Genomic DNA, 17,219 nt, shown 5'->3' with positions numbered 1-17,219 from the left:
TCTTCAAAGTGTTTGTTTGAGATGCGGACACGAACCACGCCGACACCCCATCAGATCAGCCATCCGGGCCGATTGACCGGCAAGTAGTTATACGTATAACTTTGACGGCGCCCCGCTCACCCCTGCCCAGAACCGGAGACCCGTCCATGGGCTACCTCGCCCTGCTCCGCGCCCCGCACGTCGGCCGGCTGCTCCTCGGCACCCTGCTCGGCCGGCTGCCCGCCGGCATGACCGCCCTGGTGATCGCCCTGGCCCTGCGCGAGGCCGGCGCACCGTACAGCCGGATCGGACTGGCCACCGCCGCGTACGCGATCTCGGCCGCCGTCGGCGGGCCCGTCCTCGGCCGGATCGTGGACCGCACCGGGCAGCCGCGTGTCCTGCTCGCCTCCGCCGCGGTCGCCGGCGGCGGGTACGCGCTGCTGGCGCTCGCGCCCGGCTCGGCGCTGGCCGCGCCGGCCGGCGCCGCGATAGCCGGGCTGGCCATGCCGCCACTCGAACCGTGCCTGCGCTCGCTCTGGCCGGACGTGGTCGAGGAGAAGCAGCTCGACACCGCGTACGCCTTCGACTCCGCCTCGCAGCAGATCCTCTACGTGGCCGGCCCGCTCGCGGTGGCCGGCATCGCGGGCGCGTTCAGCCCGGTCGCCGCGCTCTGGGTGGCGGCCGGTCTCGGGCTGGCCGGTGCGCTGGTCGTGGCCACCGCGGGCCCGGCCCGGGCCTGGCAGGCCCCGCCGCGCGAACACTCCTCCGGACTGCTCGGGCCGCTGCGCTCCCCCGGCCTGGTGCTGCTGCTGATCGGACTGGCCGGGGCCGGCTGGGCGGTCGGCGCGCAGAACGTGCTGTTCATCGCCTACGCCGAGGAGCACGAGGGCGGGCTGCCGGGCGGCGCGGGGACGCTGCTGGCGCTGGCGGCGCTCGGCGGCCTGCTCGGCGCGCTGGCGTACGGCGCGGTGCGGTGGCGCAGCAGCACGGCGACCCGCACCTGGGTGATGGCGGTCGGGATGGCGCTCTGCTACCTGCCGCCGGTGCTGGTGCCCGGGCCCTACCCGACGGCCGGACTGGCCTTCCTCTCCGGGATCGGGCTGGCGCCACTGCTGGCGGCCGCGTTCGTGCTGGTCGCCGAGCTGGCGCCGGTCGGGACGGTGACCGAGGCGTTCGCCTGGCTGGTGACGCTGTTCGCGACCGGCAACTCGCTCGGCTACGCCGTCTCCGGCAACCTCGCCGAGGACTCGCTGCGCTCGGTGGCGCTCTGCGCGGCGGGCGGGATCGGGCTGGGCGCCCTGCTGCTGTTCGGCGCCCGCCGCTGGTTCCGGCCGCTGCCGGCCACCCCGGCCGCCGAGCCGGTGGCGGTGCCCGCGGGCTGACGGCATTTCACCCGTACGGGTCAGCCCCGACGGCCGCCCGCCGGAGCGGTGGAGGAGCGCAGCACCAGCGAGGTGGTGAGCGGGGGGACCGGCGCGACCGGGTCGCCGCGGAGCAGCCCGGCGAGCGCCTCGACCCCGGCCCGGCCCAGCTCCTCACCGGGCAGGTCGACGGTGGTGAGCGGCGGGGTGAGGAGCTGGGCCACCGGAATGTTGTCGATACCGATCACGGAGAGGTCGGCGGGGACCCGCAGCCCGAGCTCGGCGGCGGCCTGGTAGACGCCGGAGGCCACCACGTCGTCGTCGCAGATCACCGCGGGCGGGCGGTCCGGCCGCTCCAGCAGCCGGCGGGCGGCACCGCGGGCGGCGGGCTGGCCCTCGTTCAGGCTGACGCCGAGCTCGACGACCTCCAGGCCGAGCCCGGCGGCGGCCTGTTCGAACGCGGCCTGGCGGACCCGGAAGGTGTACGCGGCGTGGGTGGAGCGCAGCCGTCCGATCCGGCGGTGACCGAGCCCGGCCAGGTGCTCGACGGCGGCCCGCATCCCGCCGGCCACGTCGAGCTCGACGGTGGGGCGGGCGCGGTCGGTGCCGGGGTCGGCGTCCAGGAAGACGGCCGGGGTGTCGGCGGGCAGCTCACCGAGCTGGCTGTCGTCCGGGGAGCAGATCAGCAGACCGTCGAAGCGGCTGGTGGTGGCGGCGTCGGCGAGGGTGGCGCTGCCCCAGCCGGAGCTGACCACCACGGCCAGGCCGTGCCGGCCCGCCTCCTCGTGGACGCCCTCCAGCACCCGGCCGAAGAACGGTCCGAGGATGTTCGGCACCGCCAGCAGGATCATGCCGCTGCGGCCCAGACGCAGTTGGCGCCCGGCCGCCTGCGGGCGGTAGCCGAGGCTGCGGGCGGCCTCCCGGACGCGCTCACGGGTCGCCTCGGAGACCCGTCGGCCGGCCTCGGAGCCGGAGAACACCAGGGAGACGGTGGCCTGCGAGACGCCGGCGAGCCGGGCCACGTCCCGCCCGGTGGGCCGGCGGACGGGGGCCGGCCAGGTGCCGGCGACGCTCCCGGCACGGGCGGCCGGGCCGGCCGGCTGCTCACGGTCGGCCCCGGGGGCGGCGGCGGGAACGGGCACGGTTGCGGCGGGGGTCAGTTCTGCAGGGCGGTCGCCGCGCGGGCGGCGTCGTCGGCGGCGTCCTCCTCGGCGTTCTGGGCGGCGATCCGGTCGGCCGTCCGGGAGCGGATGCCGGTGACCTTGTCGGAGATCTGGGCCGACATCTCGTCGCGCTGCTTGCTCAGCAGGACGTAGCTGAGCGGCGCCGAGACCAGGGCGGCCAGCAGGAAGAGGAAGATCACGCCGGCCTGGCCGCTGACCGGGATCACCCCGAAGTGGCCGAGCAGCAGGGCGACCAGCAGGCAGCCGAGGAAGATGCTGACCCGCAGGGAGGTGTAGCGGAGCGTGGCGTGCGGCTTGGTGCTCACATTGCTGCTCACTGGGGTGACACATCCTTCACTGCGCGGGGAGTGGGCCGGTCTCCCAGTGAAGCATGCCCCACGGGCGCCACGGGGAACGGGTCGGCCGTCCCCCTCGCTCCACCACCCCCCCACCGGCCCCGGTGTCAGCGCAGGTCGAGCCACATGGTGACGTCGTCGCGGTCGTCCCCCGGGGCGACCCGGATCGCCGCGGGCACCCGGCCGACCTCGACATAGCCGGAGCGGGCGTAGAACGCCTCCAGGCCGAGCCCTCCGCGCAGGGTGAGCCGCAGGCCGTCCAGGCCCCAGTCCCGGGCGACCCGCGCGGCCTCCGCCATCAGCTCGGCGCCGTAGCCGCGGCCCTGGAAGTCCGGGTGCACCATGACCCGCTTGAGCATCCGCCAGTGGTCCATCGGCCCGAACCGCATGGACTCGAAGAACAGCAGGCCGGCGAGCCGGCCGGTGCCCTCCTCGTGGGCGATCAGCAGCCGGTCGGGCCGCCCCGGCTCGACCCCGGCGAACTGCTCCTCGGCGACGTCCCGGACCTCGCCCTCCGTCACCGGTGCCACGAACCCGACCGCGCCGCCGGCGTTGGTGACGTCCGTCCAGAGCCGGACTATGGCGGCGCGCAGGTCGGGGTCGAGCTTGGGGTCCAGGGTGAAGGAAAGCGTCATGGGCGCAGAGCCTAACCGCCCCTTACGACAATGCCGGAACGGAACGGTCCGGATGGCCCGGACAGTCCGTGCGATCCGTGCGGTCCGTGCGGTCCGGACAGTCCGGGCGGTCCGGGCGGTCCGGGCGCAGCGCCAGGCAGAGCAGCACGGCGACCAAGCAGAGGACGCCGGCCCCGTACCAGGCGAGGTCGTAGTCGCCGAGCGCGTCCCGGGCGAGGCCGGCCAGCCCGGCCACCAGGGCGGCGCCGATCTGGTGGCAGGCGAGCAGCCAGCCGAAGACGATCGGCGCGTCCTCGCCGAAGTGCCGGCGGCAGAGCGCGACGGTCGGCGGCACGGTGGCCACCCAGTCCAGCCCGTAGAAGATCACGAAGGCCAGGATCGGCGGCTCCAGCGAGCCCGCGAACAGCTGCGGCAGCAGGAACAGCGAGAAACCGCGCAGGGCGTAGTAGACGACCAGCAGCGTCCGGGAGTCGAGGCGGTCGGTGAACCAGCCGCTGGCTATCGTGCCGATCACGTCGAAGACGCCGATCAGGGCCAGCAGGCTCGCCGCGGTGGTGACGGGCAGACCGTGGTCGTGGGCGGCCGGGATGAAGTGGGTACCGACCAGTCCGGCGGTGGTCGCGCCGCAGATCGCGAAGGAACCCGCCAGCAGCCAGAACGCCCGGCTGCGGGCCGCGTCGCGGAGCACCCTCAGCGAGCGGGTCAGCACCCGCCCCTGGACGGCGGGGGCGGGCGGCGCCTCGGTCGCCCCGTAGGGAAGGAGGCCGAGGTCGGCGGGCCGCTCGCGCATCAGCAGCAGCACCGGGACGGCGACCGCACTGCCCGCCAGCGAGACCACGACCACCGCCGAGCGCCAGCCGTGCTGCTCCACCAGCCAGGCGCCGATCGGCAGGAAGACCAGGTTGCCGGCCGCGCCGGCGGCCGTGAGCACACCGGTGACCAGCCCCTGGCGGGCCTGGAACCAGCGGCCGGTGACGGTGGTGGCGAAGGCGCCGGCCATCGAACCGCTGCCGAGGCCGACCAGCACGCCCCAGCAGAGCACCAGTTGCCAGGGCTCGCGCATCAGCAGGGTGAGGCCGGAGCCGACCGAGATGGTCAGCAGCGCGCAGACCACCACCAGCCGGACGCCGAAACGGTCCATCAGGGCGGCGGCGAAGGGGGCGGTGAGGCCGTAGAGGGCGAGATTGACGGAGGTCGCGCTGGAGATCGTGGCCGTCGACCAGCCGAACTCGTTGTGCAGCGCTTCCATCATCAGGCTGGGCGTGGAGCGGAAGCCGGCCGAGCCGAGCAGGACCAGCAGGGCGACGGCGGTCACCACCCAGGCGTAGTGCGGCCGGCACCAACGGGCGGTCGGCCCGGCGGTGGGGAGTGCGGGGGCGGTGGGGAGTGCGGGGGCGGTGGGCGGTGCGGGGGCGCTGGGGGCGGTGGGGGCGTTCCGTTCGTTCACCAGGCCGAGTCTCCCGAACGGCCCCGACCGCCACGAGTGGCCTGACTGCCAGCTTTCGCAAGGATCGGGCCACCGACGGGGCGTACGCTGGACCGACGCTCAGAGCCGACGAAAGGACGCCGGAATGACGCACCGGGTAGCGGTACTGGCCCTCGACCAGGTGGTCGCCTTCGAACTGGGCATCCCCTCCCGCATCTTCGAGTCGGCCAAGGACCCGGCCGGCGAAGCGCTCTACCGGGTGGCCACCTGCACCGTGGACGGCCGCCCGGTCGAGACCAGCACCGACTTCCGGATCGCCGTCGAGCACGGCCCCGAACTGCTGGAGCAGGCCGACACCGTGGTGATCCCGGCCTCCATGGACCCGGGCCCGATGCAGGTGGACGCCGTGGTCGGGCCCGAACTGACCGCCGCGCTGGCCCGGATCAGGCCCGGCACCCGGCTGGTGTCGATCTGCACCGCCTCCTTCGTCCTGGCCGCCGCCGGCCTGCTGGACGGCCGCCCGGCCACCACCCACTGGCGCTACACCGACCGCTTCGCCGCACTGTTCCCGAAGGTCCGGCTCGACCCCGACGTGCTGTTCACCGACGACGGCGACGTCCTCACCTCCGGCGGGGTGGCCGCCGGGGTCGACCTCTGTCTGCACCTGGTGCGCCGCGACCACGGCAGCGCGGTGGCCAACGCCGTCGCCCGCACCTGTCTGGTGCCGCCGTGGCGGGAGGGCGGCCAGAAGCAGTACGTGGAGGTGCCCGGCCCGGCCGACGAGGGCGGCGCCGGCACCGCGTCCGCCCGCGCCTGGGCGCTGGAACACCTGGACCGACCGCTCGCTTTGCGCCAACTCGCCGACCGTGCGGGCATGAGCGTACGGACCTTCACCCGGCGGTTCCGCGAGGAGACGGGCAGCAGCCCGGGCCAGTGGCTGACGGTGCAGCGCACCGAGCGGGCCCGGCAACTGCTGGAGGGAACGGACCTGACGATCGACCAGATCGCGCGGGAGTCCGGCTTCGGCACCGCGGCCTCGCTCCGGCTCCAGCTGCGCGGACGCCTGGACGTGGCGCCGAGCAGATACCGGCAGGCCTTCCGGGCGGTGGAGCAGCCGGCCTGAGCCACGACGGGCCGACCGGACCGGGCGAGCCGGGCGGCTGCGGGCCGAGTGGTCAAGTGACCGAAAGCCGGTGTCCGGTACGGGCGATTTGGATGGCGGCAGGCCGCACGCACCCCGAGCACGGCACGGCAGGCCGCCATCCAATCGCGACGCACGGGCCCTGAACCCGCGCACCGACACTCCGCACTCGCCAAGGAGCCACCACACGACCGGCAGACCGCGACCCCCCTGCTGACATGATCCCCCTGGACAGCAGCACCGCAGCGGCGTTCAAGTGTTCCCTCGGCGTCCCCTCGCGACGGAGAGCTGCTCCCAAGAGTGATCAGTCGGATACGTCACGTCAATGGTTTGTCAGAAATTCGGAATGGTTGCGTCAGGTTTCGGCCCGATGATCGCAGGCCGGGAAGAAGGAGCCGCCCGAGGAGCCGCCCGGGTCTCAGGGCGCCAGCGCGGCCCAGTCCGCACCGGCCAACGGATCCGCCGGCCGGGCGTCCGCGCCGATCTCGCACCAGACCCGCTTGCCCGAACCGTCCGGGTACCAGCCCCAGCGGTCGCAGAGCAGCTCGACCAGCTCCAGTCCGCGCCCGTTGGTGGCGTCCGCGTCCGCTCCGGCGTGCCGGGGGGCGGGGGCCACCTGGCTGGCGTCCGCGACCTCGACCCGCAGCGGGCCCACCGTCGCCGACTGTCGCACCCCGCCCGCACCGGAGCCGCAACTCTCCCCGTCCACGGGGAAGCAGAGCCGGAGCACCGCCGGACAACCGGTGTGCACCACGGCGTTGGTCACCAGCTCGGAGACCACCAGCACCACCGTCTCGGCGATCGGCGCGTCCGGGTCCACACCGTGGTTCAGCAGCCGTGAGCGCACCCACCGGCGGGCCCGGCCGACCTCGGCGGGGTCCGCCTGCACCGCAAGCTGTACTTGAAGAACCTGCACCGCTCCACCACCCGCACTCGCAGTTCGGCCATCGTCTCGATCGAGGCCGGATCGTCCAGCCGGCCGGCCCTGACGCCCGCCGAAGGCCGGGCCGCCGTACAACTCGCCCGCGCCATCCCGTCCGTCGCGCACTGGCTGCGTCACGAATACGCCTCAGGATGGTTCGGCGAGCGGACCGCAGCAAGCGCTTCGGGCATATTCCAGCGATCGGGGGACAGGGCAGTGCATACTGTCCCGTTCACTCTCGCGAGCCCCGCGCCGGCTGCCGTCCGGCCCGGACCGAGCCACCGGACACGCAGTGGCGAACCTACCGCCGGACGCCCCCGACACCGTGCCCGCCACTCGCGAACCACCCGTGCGACATATGTCCAACGGCCTTCGAACAGCGGGATCGGCGGTCGATCGCACGATGTGACGATCCGAAGCCCGGGGTTCCATTCTTCACGGAATCCGTCCGTCCCCGGAAGACCGCGGGATACCGTTGACCACGGCAGCGGCCCCACGGCGGAAAACCCCACGGCAGGAGGGTGGTGACCGATGACCACCCCCGGCAGCGCCCCGCGCTGGGACGAACAGCTCCAACGGCGCCTCGCCCGCGGCGAGGAGACGGCGCTGGGCGAACTCTACGACCAGCTCGCACCGATGGTGCACGGCCTGGCCGGGCGGATCCTGGCCGACCAGACCGCCACGGACCGGCTCACCCGCGAGATGTTCGCCCATCTCTGGGAGCACCCCGAGGACTTCGACCCCGCCCAGGACACACTGCGCTCCTGGCTCGGCGCCCTGACCCACCGCCGCGCGGTGGACCGGCTGCGGACACGGCCCGGCGCCTGGGCCCTCGGCGCCTGCCCGCCCCGCGAGGCCGCCGACCGGGAACAGCACCTGCGGGCCTGCCCCGAGTGCGTCGGGGAGGCCGCCCGGCTGCGGGACGCGGCCGACTGGCTCGCCGCCGACGAACCCCTCGACCAGCCCGGCTCACTGCGCCAGCAGGTGCTCGGCTGGTGCCTCTCCCGGCGCCCGGCCGACCTGCCCGTCCCCGCCTGGGGCACCCCCTACACCGCCGAGACCGCCAAGCTCGACGCCCTGCTGCGCGACCTCGGCCCGGAGGAGTGGCAGGAGGTGGCCGAACTCCCCTGGCACGGCGGCACCGAGCACCTGCGCCCGGCCGAGGTGCTCTGCCATCTCGCCGCCGTGGACGGCTATCTGGCCCTCGCCCTCGGTCTGCCCGACCCCGTCCCGGGCGGCGCACCGCCGCCACCGGACCGCCGGGTGCCGCCGCAGACCCTGGCCCCGCCGGTCCCCCGGGTGCCCGCGCAGGGCGGCCCGCCGTTCGCCGGGATCACCGGGCGCACCGCCCGGCTGACCGCCGAACAGGCCGACCGGCCACCGCAGTCGGTGCGCGCCCGCTGGCGCCGGCAGACCCGTGAACTGGTCCGCTCCGCCGCCCTCGCCCCGCAGGGCAACACCCCCGTCGACTTCGGCTTCGCCGTCGTCCCGCTGCGCGACGCCTTCGTGGACCGGGCCTTCGAGTGCTACGTCCACGGCGAGGACGTGGCACGCGCGGTCGCGTACCCGTACGCCCCGCCCGCACCGCAGCACCTGCGGCAGATGGTGGACCTGGCCGTCCGGATGCTCCCGCCCGCGCTGGCCGGGCTCCGCGCCTCCCGGCCCGGGCCCGCCGCCGCCCCCGCCCACTGGCCGGGAGACGACGGGCGCCCCGGCCGGCGGCTGCGGCTGGTGATCGACGGCCCGGCGGCCGGCGAGTGGCTGATACCCCTGGACGGCCCGGACAGCGGCCCGCCCCTCGGCGAGCCGGTGGCCTCGATGGTGCTGGACGGGCTGGAGTTCTGCCAGCTCGCCGCCGCGCACCGCGACCCGGACCGGCTGCTGGTGGGCGAGCACGGGGACCGGGCCGCGATCCGCGAGGTGCTCCGGGCGGCGCCGCTGCTGTCCCGGCCCTGATCCGCGACCGGCCGCCGCCCGGGGAGCGTGCCGGGCTCAGCCGAAGACGACCGTCCGGGTGCCGTTGAGCAGCACCCGGTGCTCGCTGTGCCACTTCACCGCACGGGCCAGCGCCTGGCACTCGACGTCCCGGCCGAGCGCGACCAGCTGGTCCGGCGTGATGTCGTGGGTCACCCGGGCCACCTCCTGCTCGATGATCGGGCCCTCGTCCAGGTCGGCGGTGACGTAGTGCGCGGTGGCACCGATCAGCTTCACGCCCCGGGTGTGCGCCTGGTGGTACGGCTTGGCGCCCTTGAAGCTCGGCAGGAAGGAGTGGTGGATGTTGATCACCTTGCCGGAGAGCGCGGTGCAGAGCCCGTCCGAGAGCACCTGCATGTAGCGGGCCAGCACGACCAGCTCGACGTTCTCCTTGGCCACCAGGTCCAGCAGCTCCTGCTCGGCCTCGGCCTTGTTGTCCCGGGTGACCGGGATGTGCCGGAACGGGATGCCGTAGCCCTCGGTCAGGTCGCGGAAGTCGGTGTGGTTGGAGACCACCGCGGCGATCTCCACCGGCAACGCGCCGATCCGGGTGCGGAACAGCAGGTCGTTCAGGCAGTGGCCGAACTTGCTGACCATGAGGACGATCCGCATCCTCTCCTCGGTCGGGTGGATCTGCCAGTCCATCCCGAACGAGGCGCCGATCGCGGCGAAGCTGGCCCGCAGCTTGTCGGCGGTGACCGGCTCGGCGGCGGAGAAGTGCACCCGCATGAAGAACAGCCCGCTGTCCCCGTCCCCGAACTGCTGGCTGTCGATGATGTTGCAGCCGGTCATGAAGAGATAGCTGGAGACCGCGTGGACGATGCCCTGCTTGTCGGGGCAGGACAGCGTGAGGACGTACTGGGCGCTGGCCGTCTGCTGTTCCACGGTGGGGTTGTCCCGTCCTGAGGTCGTTGCGTCGTGTGGACGGTCCAGCGTGTCACATTCCGGACAGCGGCCGTCCCGGTGCCCGCACTGCGGGACGGCTCAGACCTGGGTCAGGATGCGCAGCACGTCCAGCGACCGGGGCGGGGTGTCCGGGTCCTCGCCGTCGTTCACCGCCAGCTTGACGTGCGCCTCCCGGGCCGCCCGGACGGCCTCCGGCCAGCCGTGGTGACCGAGGTAGGCGGAGGCCGGGGCGTCCGCGCCGACCTGGTGCAGGATCCGGACCACCCGCAGCACCGCGACGTCCACCACGGCGGCCTCGGCCGAGTCCCGGAAGATCGTGCCCACGTACTTCTCCGCCGACCAGCGGTCCAGCCAGGTGTCCTCGACCAGCCGGTAGACGGCGTCGGTCACGTCGCCGTAGCCCTCGCGGCCGGCCAGCCAGGTGTCCTGCTGGAAACCGGGATCGGACAGCATGTGCAGCGCCGAGCGCAGTCGGGCTCGCCAGCGCCACCAGGGCAGGTCGTTGAGCGGCATGCCGCCCATCGTGCTGGAGCGGTGGCCCGGACGAGAAGGGTTTCGGGCAGACCGGTGCGAAGAATCTGTGCTGGCGGACATGAAGAACGATCGTACGTTCCTCGACCGTTCGGGCTCCACTTCCACATTCCTCCCGTTCTCCGCCTCCTCTACACGCGTCCCCGCCCTGATTTCAGCCCTCGTTCGCCGTCCCTTCGCTTTTCCGCCCTCTCTCCTTGCGGCGTGCGGGCTTGGCTGGTGCCGGTGCGCAGCACAGCGCCCAGGGAGGGAAGACCGATGACCAGCCGAAGGGGCTCGTTCCAGGCTCAGAACCCGATCGCGCGGCACCGTCGCCGCCGCCCGATCGCCGCAGCGGTCACCACCGTGGCCCTGCTCCCAACCCTCTTCTCGGCCTCCGCGTGCGGCGGACCGGCCGATGCCTCGACCGGCAGTGGCGACCTCACTGTGATGACCTGGGCCCCGTCCGGCACCGGCTCCACCGACCGGCCCGGGATGACCGCGCTGGCCGAGGCCATCGGCCGGGACATCAACGCCAAGGGCGGTCTCGGCAACCGCAAGCTGCGGGTCCTGACCTGCAACGAGCACAACACCGCGGACGGTGTGACGGCCTGCGCGCAGCAGGCCGTGGACGCCAAGGCGGTCGCCGTGATCGGCTCGTACAGCCAGTACGGCGACAACTTCATGCCCATCCTGGAGCGCGCCGGGATCCCGCTGATCGGCGGGTACGGCCTGTCCCAGCCCGAGTTCAGCAGCCCGCTGTCGTACCCGGTGGGCGGCGGCATGCCGGCCCTGATCGGCGGCAGCGGCCGCCAGCTGGTCGACGCCGGGTGCCGGGCCGTCTCCCTGGTCCGCCCGGACACCCCGGCCGGCGACAACCTGCTCGGCTACCTGGCCAACGCCCTCAAGCCGGCCGGGATCAAGCTGCTGGACGTCAAGGCGCCGGAGCAGTCCACCGACTACACGGCGGTGGCCCGCAAGGCACTCGGCAAGGACGAGGCCGGGAACTGCATCACCAGCGCGCTCGGTGCCGAGCCGACCGGCAGCCTGCTGGACTCGTACCGCCGGCTGGGCCCGAAGAACACCCGGATCGCCTCGGTGATCGGCAGTGTCCAGCAGTCGGTGGTGGACTCCACCGGCGGCGACAGCGGCCCGCTGGCCGGCGCCTACGTGACCAGCTGGTACCCGCCGGAGTCGGCCAAGATCTGGGACCCGCTGCGCACCGTGGTCCGCGGCGACACCGTCGGCGGGACGATCGACGTCGCCGACCCCGGGGTGCAGAGCACCTGGGTCGCGTACGAGGTGTTCCGGCAGGTGGCCGACCGGCTGGGCGCGGCCGGGCGGCCGGTCACCGCCAAGACGGTGACCGCGCTGCTGGACAGCGGCGACCAGGTCGACGTCGGGGTCACCCCGCCGCTCAACTGGGGCACCACCAACATGCTGCCCAGCACCGAGTCGCCGCGGCTGGTGAACACCTGGGTCACCTACCAGGTGGTCAAGGGCGGGCGGATGACCCTCCAGCAGCCGGGCTTCGTGGACGTCCGCTGGGTGCTCACCGGGAGCAAGCCGCCGGCGTGATCGCCGCGGGCCCGACGGTGGAGGGCCGGACCGGCCGACCGGTCCGGCCCTCCGTCGTCCGTTCCCGGGGGGCCACCGGCCCCTGGACTGTCGGCCCCTGGACTGTCGGCCCCGCCTACAGGTCCCCGTCGCCCCGGGTCGGCAGGCCGGTCTGGGCCGCGATGGCGTTCCACAGACCGGAGGCCTGCTTCTTCGCGGTGGTGGCGCTGCCGCTGGCCTGGACCGCGTTCTTGTAGTGCTGGTTGTCCAGCTTCTTCGGGTCGCAGGCGCCCGGGGCCTGCGAGTCCCCCGCCCAGGCGGCGTACTCGTCGTCGGCCGTCGCCGAGGCCTGCCAGGCCGCGTTGAGCTGCTCGACCAGCTGCGGGCCGCCCTGCAGCTTGTCCGTCTTCAGCGCCGCGAGCTTGGTCTGCAGCTCCCGGCGCTTGCCCGCGGCCTCGGTCAGCGCCTGCTGGGACTCGGGCAGCTTGTCGCACTTCTGCACCGCGGCCACCGCGCCGACCACCGCCTGGCGGCTGTCGCTGGCGGTGCCCAGCAGGTCGGAGAGCGACTGGGCCTGGGCCTTGACCTCCGGGCTGACGGCCGCGGCGGCCGAACCGCTCGCGGTCGGCGTCGCGGCGCCGGTGCTGCTGCCGGTGGCCACCGGGGCGGCCTGCTTCTCCTTGCCCGGCTTGGGGTCGTCCCCGTTGATCAGGACGGCGACCAGGATCCCGGCCGCCACGCAGCCGGCCACCACACCGCCGATGATCAGCTTTCCGGAGGAACGCCCGCTGCCGCCCTGGCCGGTCGGGACCTGGCCGGTCGGGTAGTCCTGCGCGGGGTAGTCGTGACCGGCGTAGTCCTGCCCGGGGTACTCCGGGGCGGCGGGGTGGTACGGGGCGGCCTGCGGGTACGCCTGGTAGCCGTGGTCCGGCTGCTGCGGGTAGCCCGGCGCGGGCTGCTGGTGGCCCGGCTGGACCGGGTAGCCGCCGCCCTGCGGGTCCGCGCCGGGGTACGGCGGCAGGTACTGGGTCGCCTGGGCGGCATCGGCCTGCGGCGCACCGTACCCGGGCTGCGGCGCGCCGCCCCACGAGCCGCCGCCCTGGGGCGGGACGGCCTGGGTCGGCGGCGTGTGCATGTCCTCGCCGAGGTACTCCGGCTGTCCGGACGGCTGCCCCACCGGCGGGACGCCCGGCTGCCCCGGCCCCGGACCCTGCGGCGGGCCGGACTGCTGGCCCGGCTGCTGGCCCGGCTGCTGTCCGGGCTGCCGGCCCGGCTCGGGGCGGAACAGATCGTCCAGGTTGAAGTCACCCGAGTTGGGATACGAGCGGCGCTGGCTCAACGCGATTCCTCACCTGTGCACGACCGCGCGCTGACGGCGGACCACATCTCGTCGGTTCTTGGGAGCATCACAGTTCCTTGGACGTCGCGCCCACGCTACCGGTTCACCGAAGCAGGTGACCACGTGGGCGGGACATCCCTCACCGGCCCCTCACGCGACGTACCGACACCTGGTCAGGCGGCCTCCGCCTCCACCCGGGCCTGGAACTCGCGGACCACCCGCTGCTCCCGGAAGGGCTCCAGCCGGCGCCGGAACTCGTCCAGGTACTCCACGCCCCGGTTGGACCGCAGCCCGCTCAGCAGCCGCATCGCCTGCGCGCCCGTCTCACAGGCCCGCTCCAGGTCCCGCTGCTGCAACTGCGCGGTGGCCAGCAGCACCAAGTCCACCGCGCGGCGCCGGACCCTGGTCGGTGGGTGCAGGTCGAGCGCCCGGCGGGCGTAGTGCTCGGCCTGGCCGGCCTGCTCCAAGTCCCGGTGGCAGTGGGCCAGCTCGTCCGCCAGGTAGGCGTCGTCGAAGTGGACGATCCAGTCCGGGTCGTCCTCCGGACGGCGCCGCTCCATCGCCTCCAGCGCCTTGGCGGCCACCGCCTCGCACGAGCGGGCGTCCCCGAGCAGGGCGTGGCCGCGCGCCTCGGCCGCGTAGAACATCGCCATCGCCGTCGGGGTGGCCACCGCGCGGGTGCCCTCCTGCGCGGCGCGGGCGAGTTGGGCGATCTCCCGCGGGTTCCCCAGCGTCGCCGCCAGATGGCTCATCGAGGCGGCCAGCACATAGCCGCCGTACCCGCGGTCGTCCGCGGCCTGGGCCAGCCGCAGCGCCTGGATGTAGTACCGCTGGGCCAGGCCCGGCTGCCCGGTGTCCACCGCCATGTAGCCGGCCAGCTCCGTCAACCGGGCGACCGCCGCGAACAGTTGCCGCCCGGTCTCCTCCCGGTAGGCGCCGCCGAGCAGCCCGGAGACCACACTGTTGAGGTAGTGGACGACCACCGGGCGGACGTGCCCGCTGCCGAAGCGGTGGTCGAGGTCGACCAGCATCGCCGTGGTCGCCCGGATGGCGGCGACATCGGTCGGGCCGACCCGCGTCCCGCCGGTCCGCGCCACCACCGGGTCGGGCGGGGTGATCAGCCAGTCCCGGCTGGGCTCGACCAGGGCGGAGGCCGCCACCGTCGCCCCGGTCAGGAAGTCCCGCCGGCCGACGTCACTGCGCCAGAGCTCGCAGACCTGCTCCAGCGCGGCGTTCAGCGTCGGCGCGAACTGCAGCCCGATCCCGGAGCTGAGGTTCTTGCCGTCGGCCATGCCGATCTCCTCGACCGACACGCTCCGCCCGAGCTTGCGGCCGAGCGCCTCGGCGATCACCGCCGGCGCCTGCCCACGCGGCTGCTGGCCGCGGAGCCAGCGGGCGACGGAGGTCTTGTCGTACCGCAGGTCCAGGCCGTGCTCGGCCCCGCAGAGGTTGACTCTCCGCGCCAGGCCCGCGTTGGAGCAGCTGGCCTCCTGAATCAGCTGCTGCAGACGCTCGTTGGGCTGTCGTGCGACAAGTGGTCTCGCGGCCATTGGGCTTCGCCTCCCCACACCCTCCGGTCCCGGCCGGTGGGCGAAGATTCTGCTGATCTGTTGCCGACTGTCCGACCGTCCAAGGAATCTGACACCAGGTTAGCGATCAGCAACGCCAGCGGGATACCCACGGTGACGATCCCCACCCCCCACGCGCCCTGGTAAATGCTCCCATGCGCCCCCACTGCGCCCGTCCCGGGCCGCCCCAACTCGGTTGCCTCACCGGTTCGGGTGACATTGCCGCCGTGCGACACGCCGTCCCCCGACGGGCCGTAACCAGCCTCACGCACGGTAGTTGATCAGCCCGTGGAAGACATCCCAGACTCCCCCGACCAGGGCCTGAACGCCGGACCGCCCCAACTGCTCACCGAAGCCGTCGGCCACGCCGAGAACCGCCACTGGGAGATCACCCCGGGCACCTGGCTGGTTGACGGGGACGGACCGGCCGACTGCTCGTGCGGTGACCCGCGCTGCGCGCTTCCCGGCGCCCACCCGGTCGACGCGGACTGGGCCCGCAGAGCGAGCGCCGGTCCGGGCGCGGTGCGGCACTGGTGGACCGACCGGCCGAAGGCCTCGATCCTGCTTCCCACCGGCCGGTCCTTCGACGTCCTGGACGTGCCGGAGGTGGCGGGCTGTCTGGCGCTGGCCCGGATGGAGCGGATGAACCTCCAGCTCGGCCCGGTCATCGCCGTGCCGGCCGCGCCCGGGCGGGTGGGCCGGCGGCTGCACTTCCTGGCGCTCCCCGGAGTCGCGGCCAGGCTGCCGGAGCTGCTGCGCAGGCTCGGCTGGCCGCCGGGGCGGCTGGACCTGGTGGCCCGCGGCGAGGGCGACTGGACGGTGGCACCGCCGTCCAGGGTGGGCCCCGCCGGTTTCGCCCAGTGGGCCCGCCCGCCCTCCGCGGCGAACCGCTGGCTGCCGGACGGCGCCGAGCTGATCAGCCCGCTGGCGTACGCGTGCGGGCGCGAGGCCCCCGCGGCCGACGCCCGGCCGGCCCAGCCGACGGCGGTGCGCTGAGGCCGGCCGGCCCACTGATTCACCGTCCCGTGAACGGCCGCCCTACGCCTATCGGGTGAGGGCGTGCGATGCGCGACACCCCGCGCACGGCTGACGGGCCTTGTCTCCCACCGGAGACGGGGTCCGTCACACGCCTGTGCGGATAAGGCTTCCGTGTACCCGCTGATCAACGGCGGAAGCCCCTCGTACGAGTGACAGCGCTCAAGGATTGCCATGATCTGCCGAGGGGAGAAATTTCACCGAGAGGGGACGCCGGAAGGGTCGCTCGGACGGGGAAGCCGGGCGAGGCGGTCGGGAGGGACGGAGGGGAACGGGAGGGACCGGGAGGGGACGGAGGGGCCGCGCCACCGGCCGAGCTCGGGGAGGTCCGGTGGCGCGGAAACAGGAGGGGACGGGGAGGGGCTGGGGGCGAGCAGGGCCCGGTGCACGGGGCACCGGGCCCTGCTCATCGGCTCGTCGCCCGGGTCCGTCGACCCGCGCCCACCGGTCCGCCGTCGGCCTCGCCGGCCTCGCCGGCGTCAGACCTGGGCCACGAACACGTGCTGGGCGATCTCCTTGCCCAGCTCCGCCGCGTCCTCGCCGGTGCCCACCAGCACCCCGCCGACCCCGGCCGAGACCCGGACCGTCGAGCCCGGCCGGATGCCGGCCCGGCGCAGCGTGCGCATCAGCTCCTCGTCCGTCTGGATCGGCTCCCCGATCCGGCGGACCACCACGCTGGCGCCGCCGTCCCCCGGCCGCACCGCGTCCAGCGTGACGAGCGCGGCGTCGAAGCCCTCGCCCTCCGCCTTGGTGTCACCCAGCTCGTCCAGGCCCGGGATCGGGTTCCCGTACGGGGACTGGGTGGGGTGGCCGAGCATGGCCAGGACCTTGCGCTCGACCGTCTCGCTCATCACGTGCTCCCAGCGGCAGGCCTCCTCGTGCACCTGCTCCCACTCCAGGCCGATCACGTCGACCAGCAGGCACTCGGCGATGCGGTGCTTGCGCATCACCCGCACCGCGAGCCTGCGGCCCTCCTCGGTGAGTTCGAGGTGACGGTCCCCCGCGACCTGGAGCAGTCCGTCCCGCTCCATCCGGCCGACGGTCTGGCTCACCGTCGGGCCGCTCTGTTCCAGGCGCTCCGCGATCCGGGCGCGCATCGGGGTGATGCCCTCCTCCTCCAGCTCCAGGATGGTGCGAAGGTACATCTCAGTGGTGTCGATCAGCCCAGACATCGCCGCTGGCTCCGTTCCTCGGTGTCCTCACCGCCAATTCTGACGTACCGCACCGACTACCGGGCCCGCACGACGGACACGGGCCCCGGTTTTCGTCGCCGTTCCCGTGGCTGTTGACAGCGGCGCCGGTCAGGCAGCACGGTGCTCGCCGTAGCTTTCTCCACCGGCGGTCCGG

At 73.9% G+C, this 17,219-nt stretch carries 15 protein-coding genes; 5 read left to right on the top strand and 10 right to left on the bottom strand.

Going from position 1 to position 17,219, the window contains the following annotated elements; all coding sequences use genetic code 11:
• Positions 1–146 precede the first annotated feature (146 nt).
• Entirely contained in the window at positions 147–1,361 is a 1,215-nt protein-coding gene (locus tag ACIQIB_RS08560; RefSeq protein WP_400757324.1) for an MFS transporter, read from the top strand.
• Positions 1,362–1,381: 20 nt separating this feature from the next.
• Here the strand turns inward: ACIQIB_RS08560 and ACIQIB_RS08555 are convergent, their stop codons facing one another.
• The 4 genes from ACIQIB_RS08555 to ACIQIB_RS08540 all read right to left on the bottom strand — a co-directional run bounded on the left by ACIQIB_RS08555 (position 1,382) and on the right by ACIQIB_RS08540 (position 4,941).
• Positions 1,382–2,482 (bottom strand): LacI family DNA-binding transcriptional regulator, encoded by a 1,101-nt coding sequence (locus tag ACIQIB_RS08555; protein ID WP_400757323.1) that lies wholly within the window; start codon positions 2,480–2,482, stop codon positions 1,382–1,384.
• A 14-nt stretch (positions 2,483–2,496) separates the two neighbouring features.
• Positions 2,497–2,841, bottom strand: a complete 345-nt coding sequence (locus ACIQIB_RS08550) for a DUF4229 domain-containing protein (protein ID WP_363607855.1) — start codon at positions 2,839–2,841, stop codon at positions 2,497–2,499.
• A gap of 125 nt (positions 2,842–2,966) precedes the next feature.
• Positions 2,967–3,494, bottom strand: a complete 528-nt coding sequence (locus ACIQIB_RS08545; RefSeq protein ID WP_363607856.1) for a GNAT family N-acetyltransferase — start codon at positions 3,492–3,494, stop codon at positions 2,967–2,969.
• Between the two features lie 22 nt (positions 3,495–3,516).
• Complete coding sequence (locus tag ACIQIB_RS08540; protein ID WP_400757322.1) at positions 3,517–4,941, bottom strand: MFS transporter; 1,425 nt, start codon at positions 4,939–4,941, stop codon at positions 3,517–3,519.
• Positions 4,942–5,065: 124 nt separating this feature from the next.
• On the opposite strand from ACIQIB_RS08540, the gene ACIQIB_RS08535 reads away from it, so the two are divergent.
• Positions 5,066–6,043, top strand: a complete 978-nt coding sequence (locus ACIQIB_RS08535) for a GlxA family transcriptional regulator (RefSeq protein ID WP_400757320.1) — start codon at positions 5,066–5,068, stop codon at positions 6,041–6,043.
• A gap of 436 nt (positions 6,044–6,479) precedes the next feature.
• Here the strand turns inward: ACIQIB_RS08535 and ACIQIB_RS08530 are convergent, their stop codons facing one another.
• Complete coding sequence (locus tag ACIQIB_RS08530; protein ID WP_363607858.1) at positions 6,480–6,977, bottom strand: ATP-binding protein; 498 nt, start codon at positions 6,975–6,977, stop codon at positions 6,480–6,482.
• Positions 6,978–7,514: 537 nt separating this feature from the next.
• On the opposite strand from ACIQIB_RS08530, the gene ACIQIB_RS08525 reads away from it, so the two are divergent.
• Positions 7,515–8,939 carry a sigma factor gene (locus tag ACIQIB_RS08525; RefSeq protein ID WP_400757319.1) on the top strand — a complete coding sequence of 475 codons (1,425 nt, stop codon included), beginning with the start codon at positions 7,515–7,517 and terminating at the stop codon, positions 8,937–8,939.
• Positions 8,940–8,975: 36 nt separating this feature from the next.
• Here ACIQIB_RS08525 and purU read toward each other — a convergent pair whose 3' ends face one another.
• Both purU and ACIQIB_RS08515 read right to left on the bottom strand, forming a co-directional pair.
• Positions 8,976–9,842, bottom strand: coding sequence for a formyltetrahydrofolate deformylase (purU, locus tag ACIQIB_RS08520; RefSeq protein ID WP_363607860.1), 867 nt, complete (start codon positions 9,840–9,842; stop codon positions 8,976–8,978).
• 99 nt (positions 9,843–9,941) lie between these two features.
• The gene (locus ACIQIB_RS08515) at positions 9,942–10,457 is read right to left on the bottom strand and encodes a hypothetical protein (protein WP_363607861.1); all 516 of its coding nucleotides are present in this window, start codon (positions 10,455–10,457) and stop codon (positions 9,942–9,944) included.
• 195 nt (positions 10,458–10,652) lie between these two features.
• On the opposite strand from ACIQIB_RS08515, the gene ACIQIB_RS08510 reads away from it, so the two are divergent.
• Positions 10,653–11,951: an ABC transporter substrate-binding protein gene (locus ACIQIB_RS08510; protein ID WP_363607862.1), complete on the top strand. Its 1,299-nt coding sequence runs from the start codon at positions 10,653–10,655 to the stop codon at positions 11,949–11,951.
• A gap of 115 nt (positions 11,952–12,066) precedes the next feature.
• On the opposite strand, the gene ACIQIB_RS08505 is transcribed toward ACIQIB_RS08510, so the two are convergent.
• Both ACIQIB_RS08505 and ACIQIB_RS08500 read right to left on the bottom strand, forming a co-directional pair.
• Entirely contained in the window at positions 12,067–13,269 is a 1,203-nt protein-coding gene (locus ACIQIB_RS08505) for a hypothetical protein (protein ID WP_400757318.1), read from the bottom strand.
• A 173-nt stretch (positions 13,270–13,442) separates the two neighbouring features.
• A complete protein-coding gene (locus ACIQIB_RS08500) occupies positions 13,443–14,819 on the bottom strand; it encodes a transcriptional regulator (RefSeq protein ID WP_363607864.1) in 1,377 nt (458 codons plus the stop codon).
• A 306-nt stretch (positions 14,820–15,125) separates the two neighbouring features.
• On the opposite strand from ACIQIB_RS08500, the gene ACIQIB_RS08495 reads away from it, so the two are divergent.
• Complete coding sequence (locus tag ACIQIB_RS08495) at positions 15,126–15,833, top strand: bifunctional DNA primase/polymerase (protein ID WP_363607865.1); 708 nt, start codon at positions 15,126–15,128, stop codon at positions 15,831–15,833.
• A gap of 518 nt (positions 15,834–16,351) precedes the next feature.
• Here the strand turns inward: ACIQIB_RS08495 and ACIQIB_RS08490 are convergent.
• The gene (locus tag ACIQIB_RS08490; RefSeq protein WP_363607866.1) at positions 16,352–17,044 is read right to left on the bottom strand and encodes a metal-dependent transcriptional regulator; all 693 of its coding nucleotides are present in this window, start codon (positions 17,042–17,044) and stop codon (positions 16,352–16,354) included.
• Between the last annotated feature and the right edge of the window lie 175 nt (positions 17,045–17,219).

Source organism: Kitasatospora sp. NPDC092286 (assembly GCF_044755565.1).
Classification (GTDB): Bacteria; Actinomycetota; Actinomycetes; order Streptomycetales; family Streptomycetaceae; genus Kitasatospora.
This window is presented reverse-complemented; position numbering and strand designations above follow the sequence as displayed.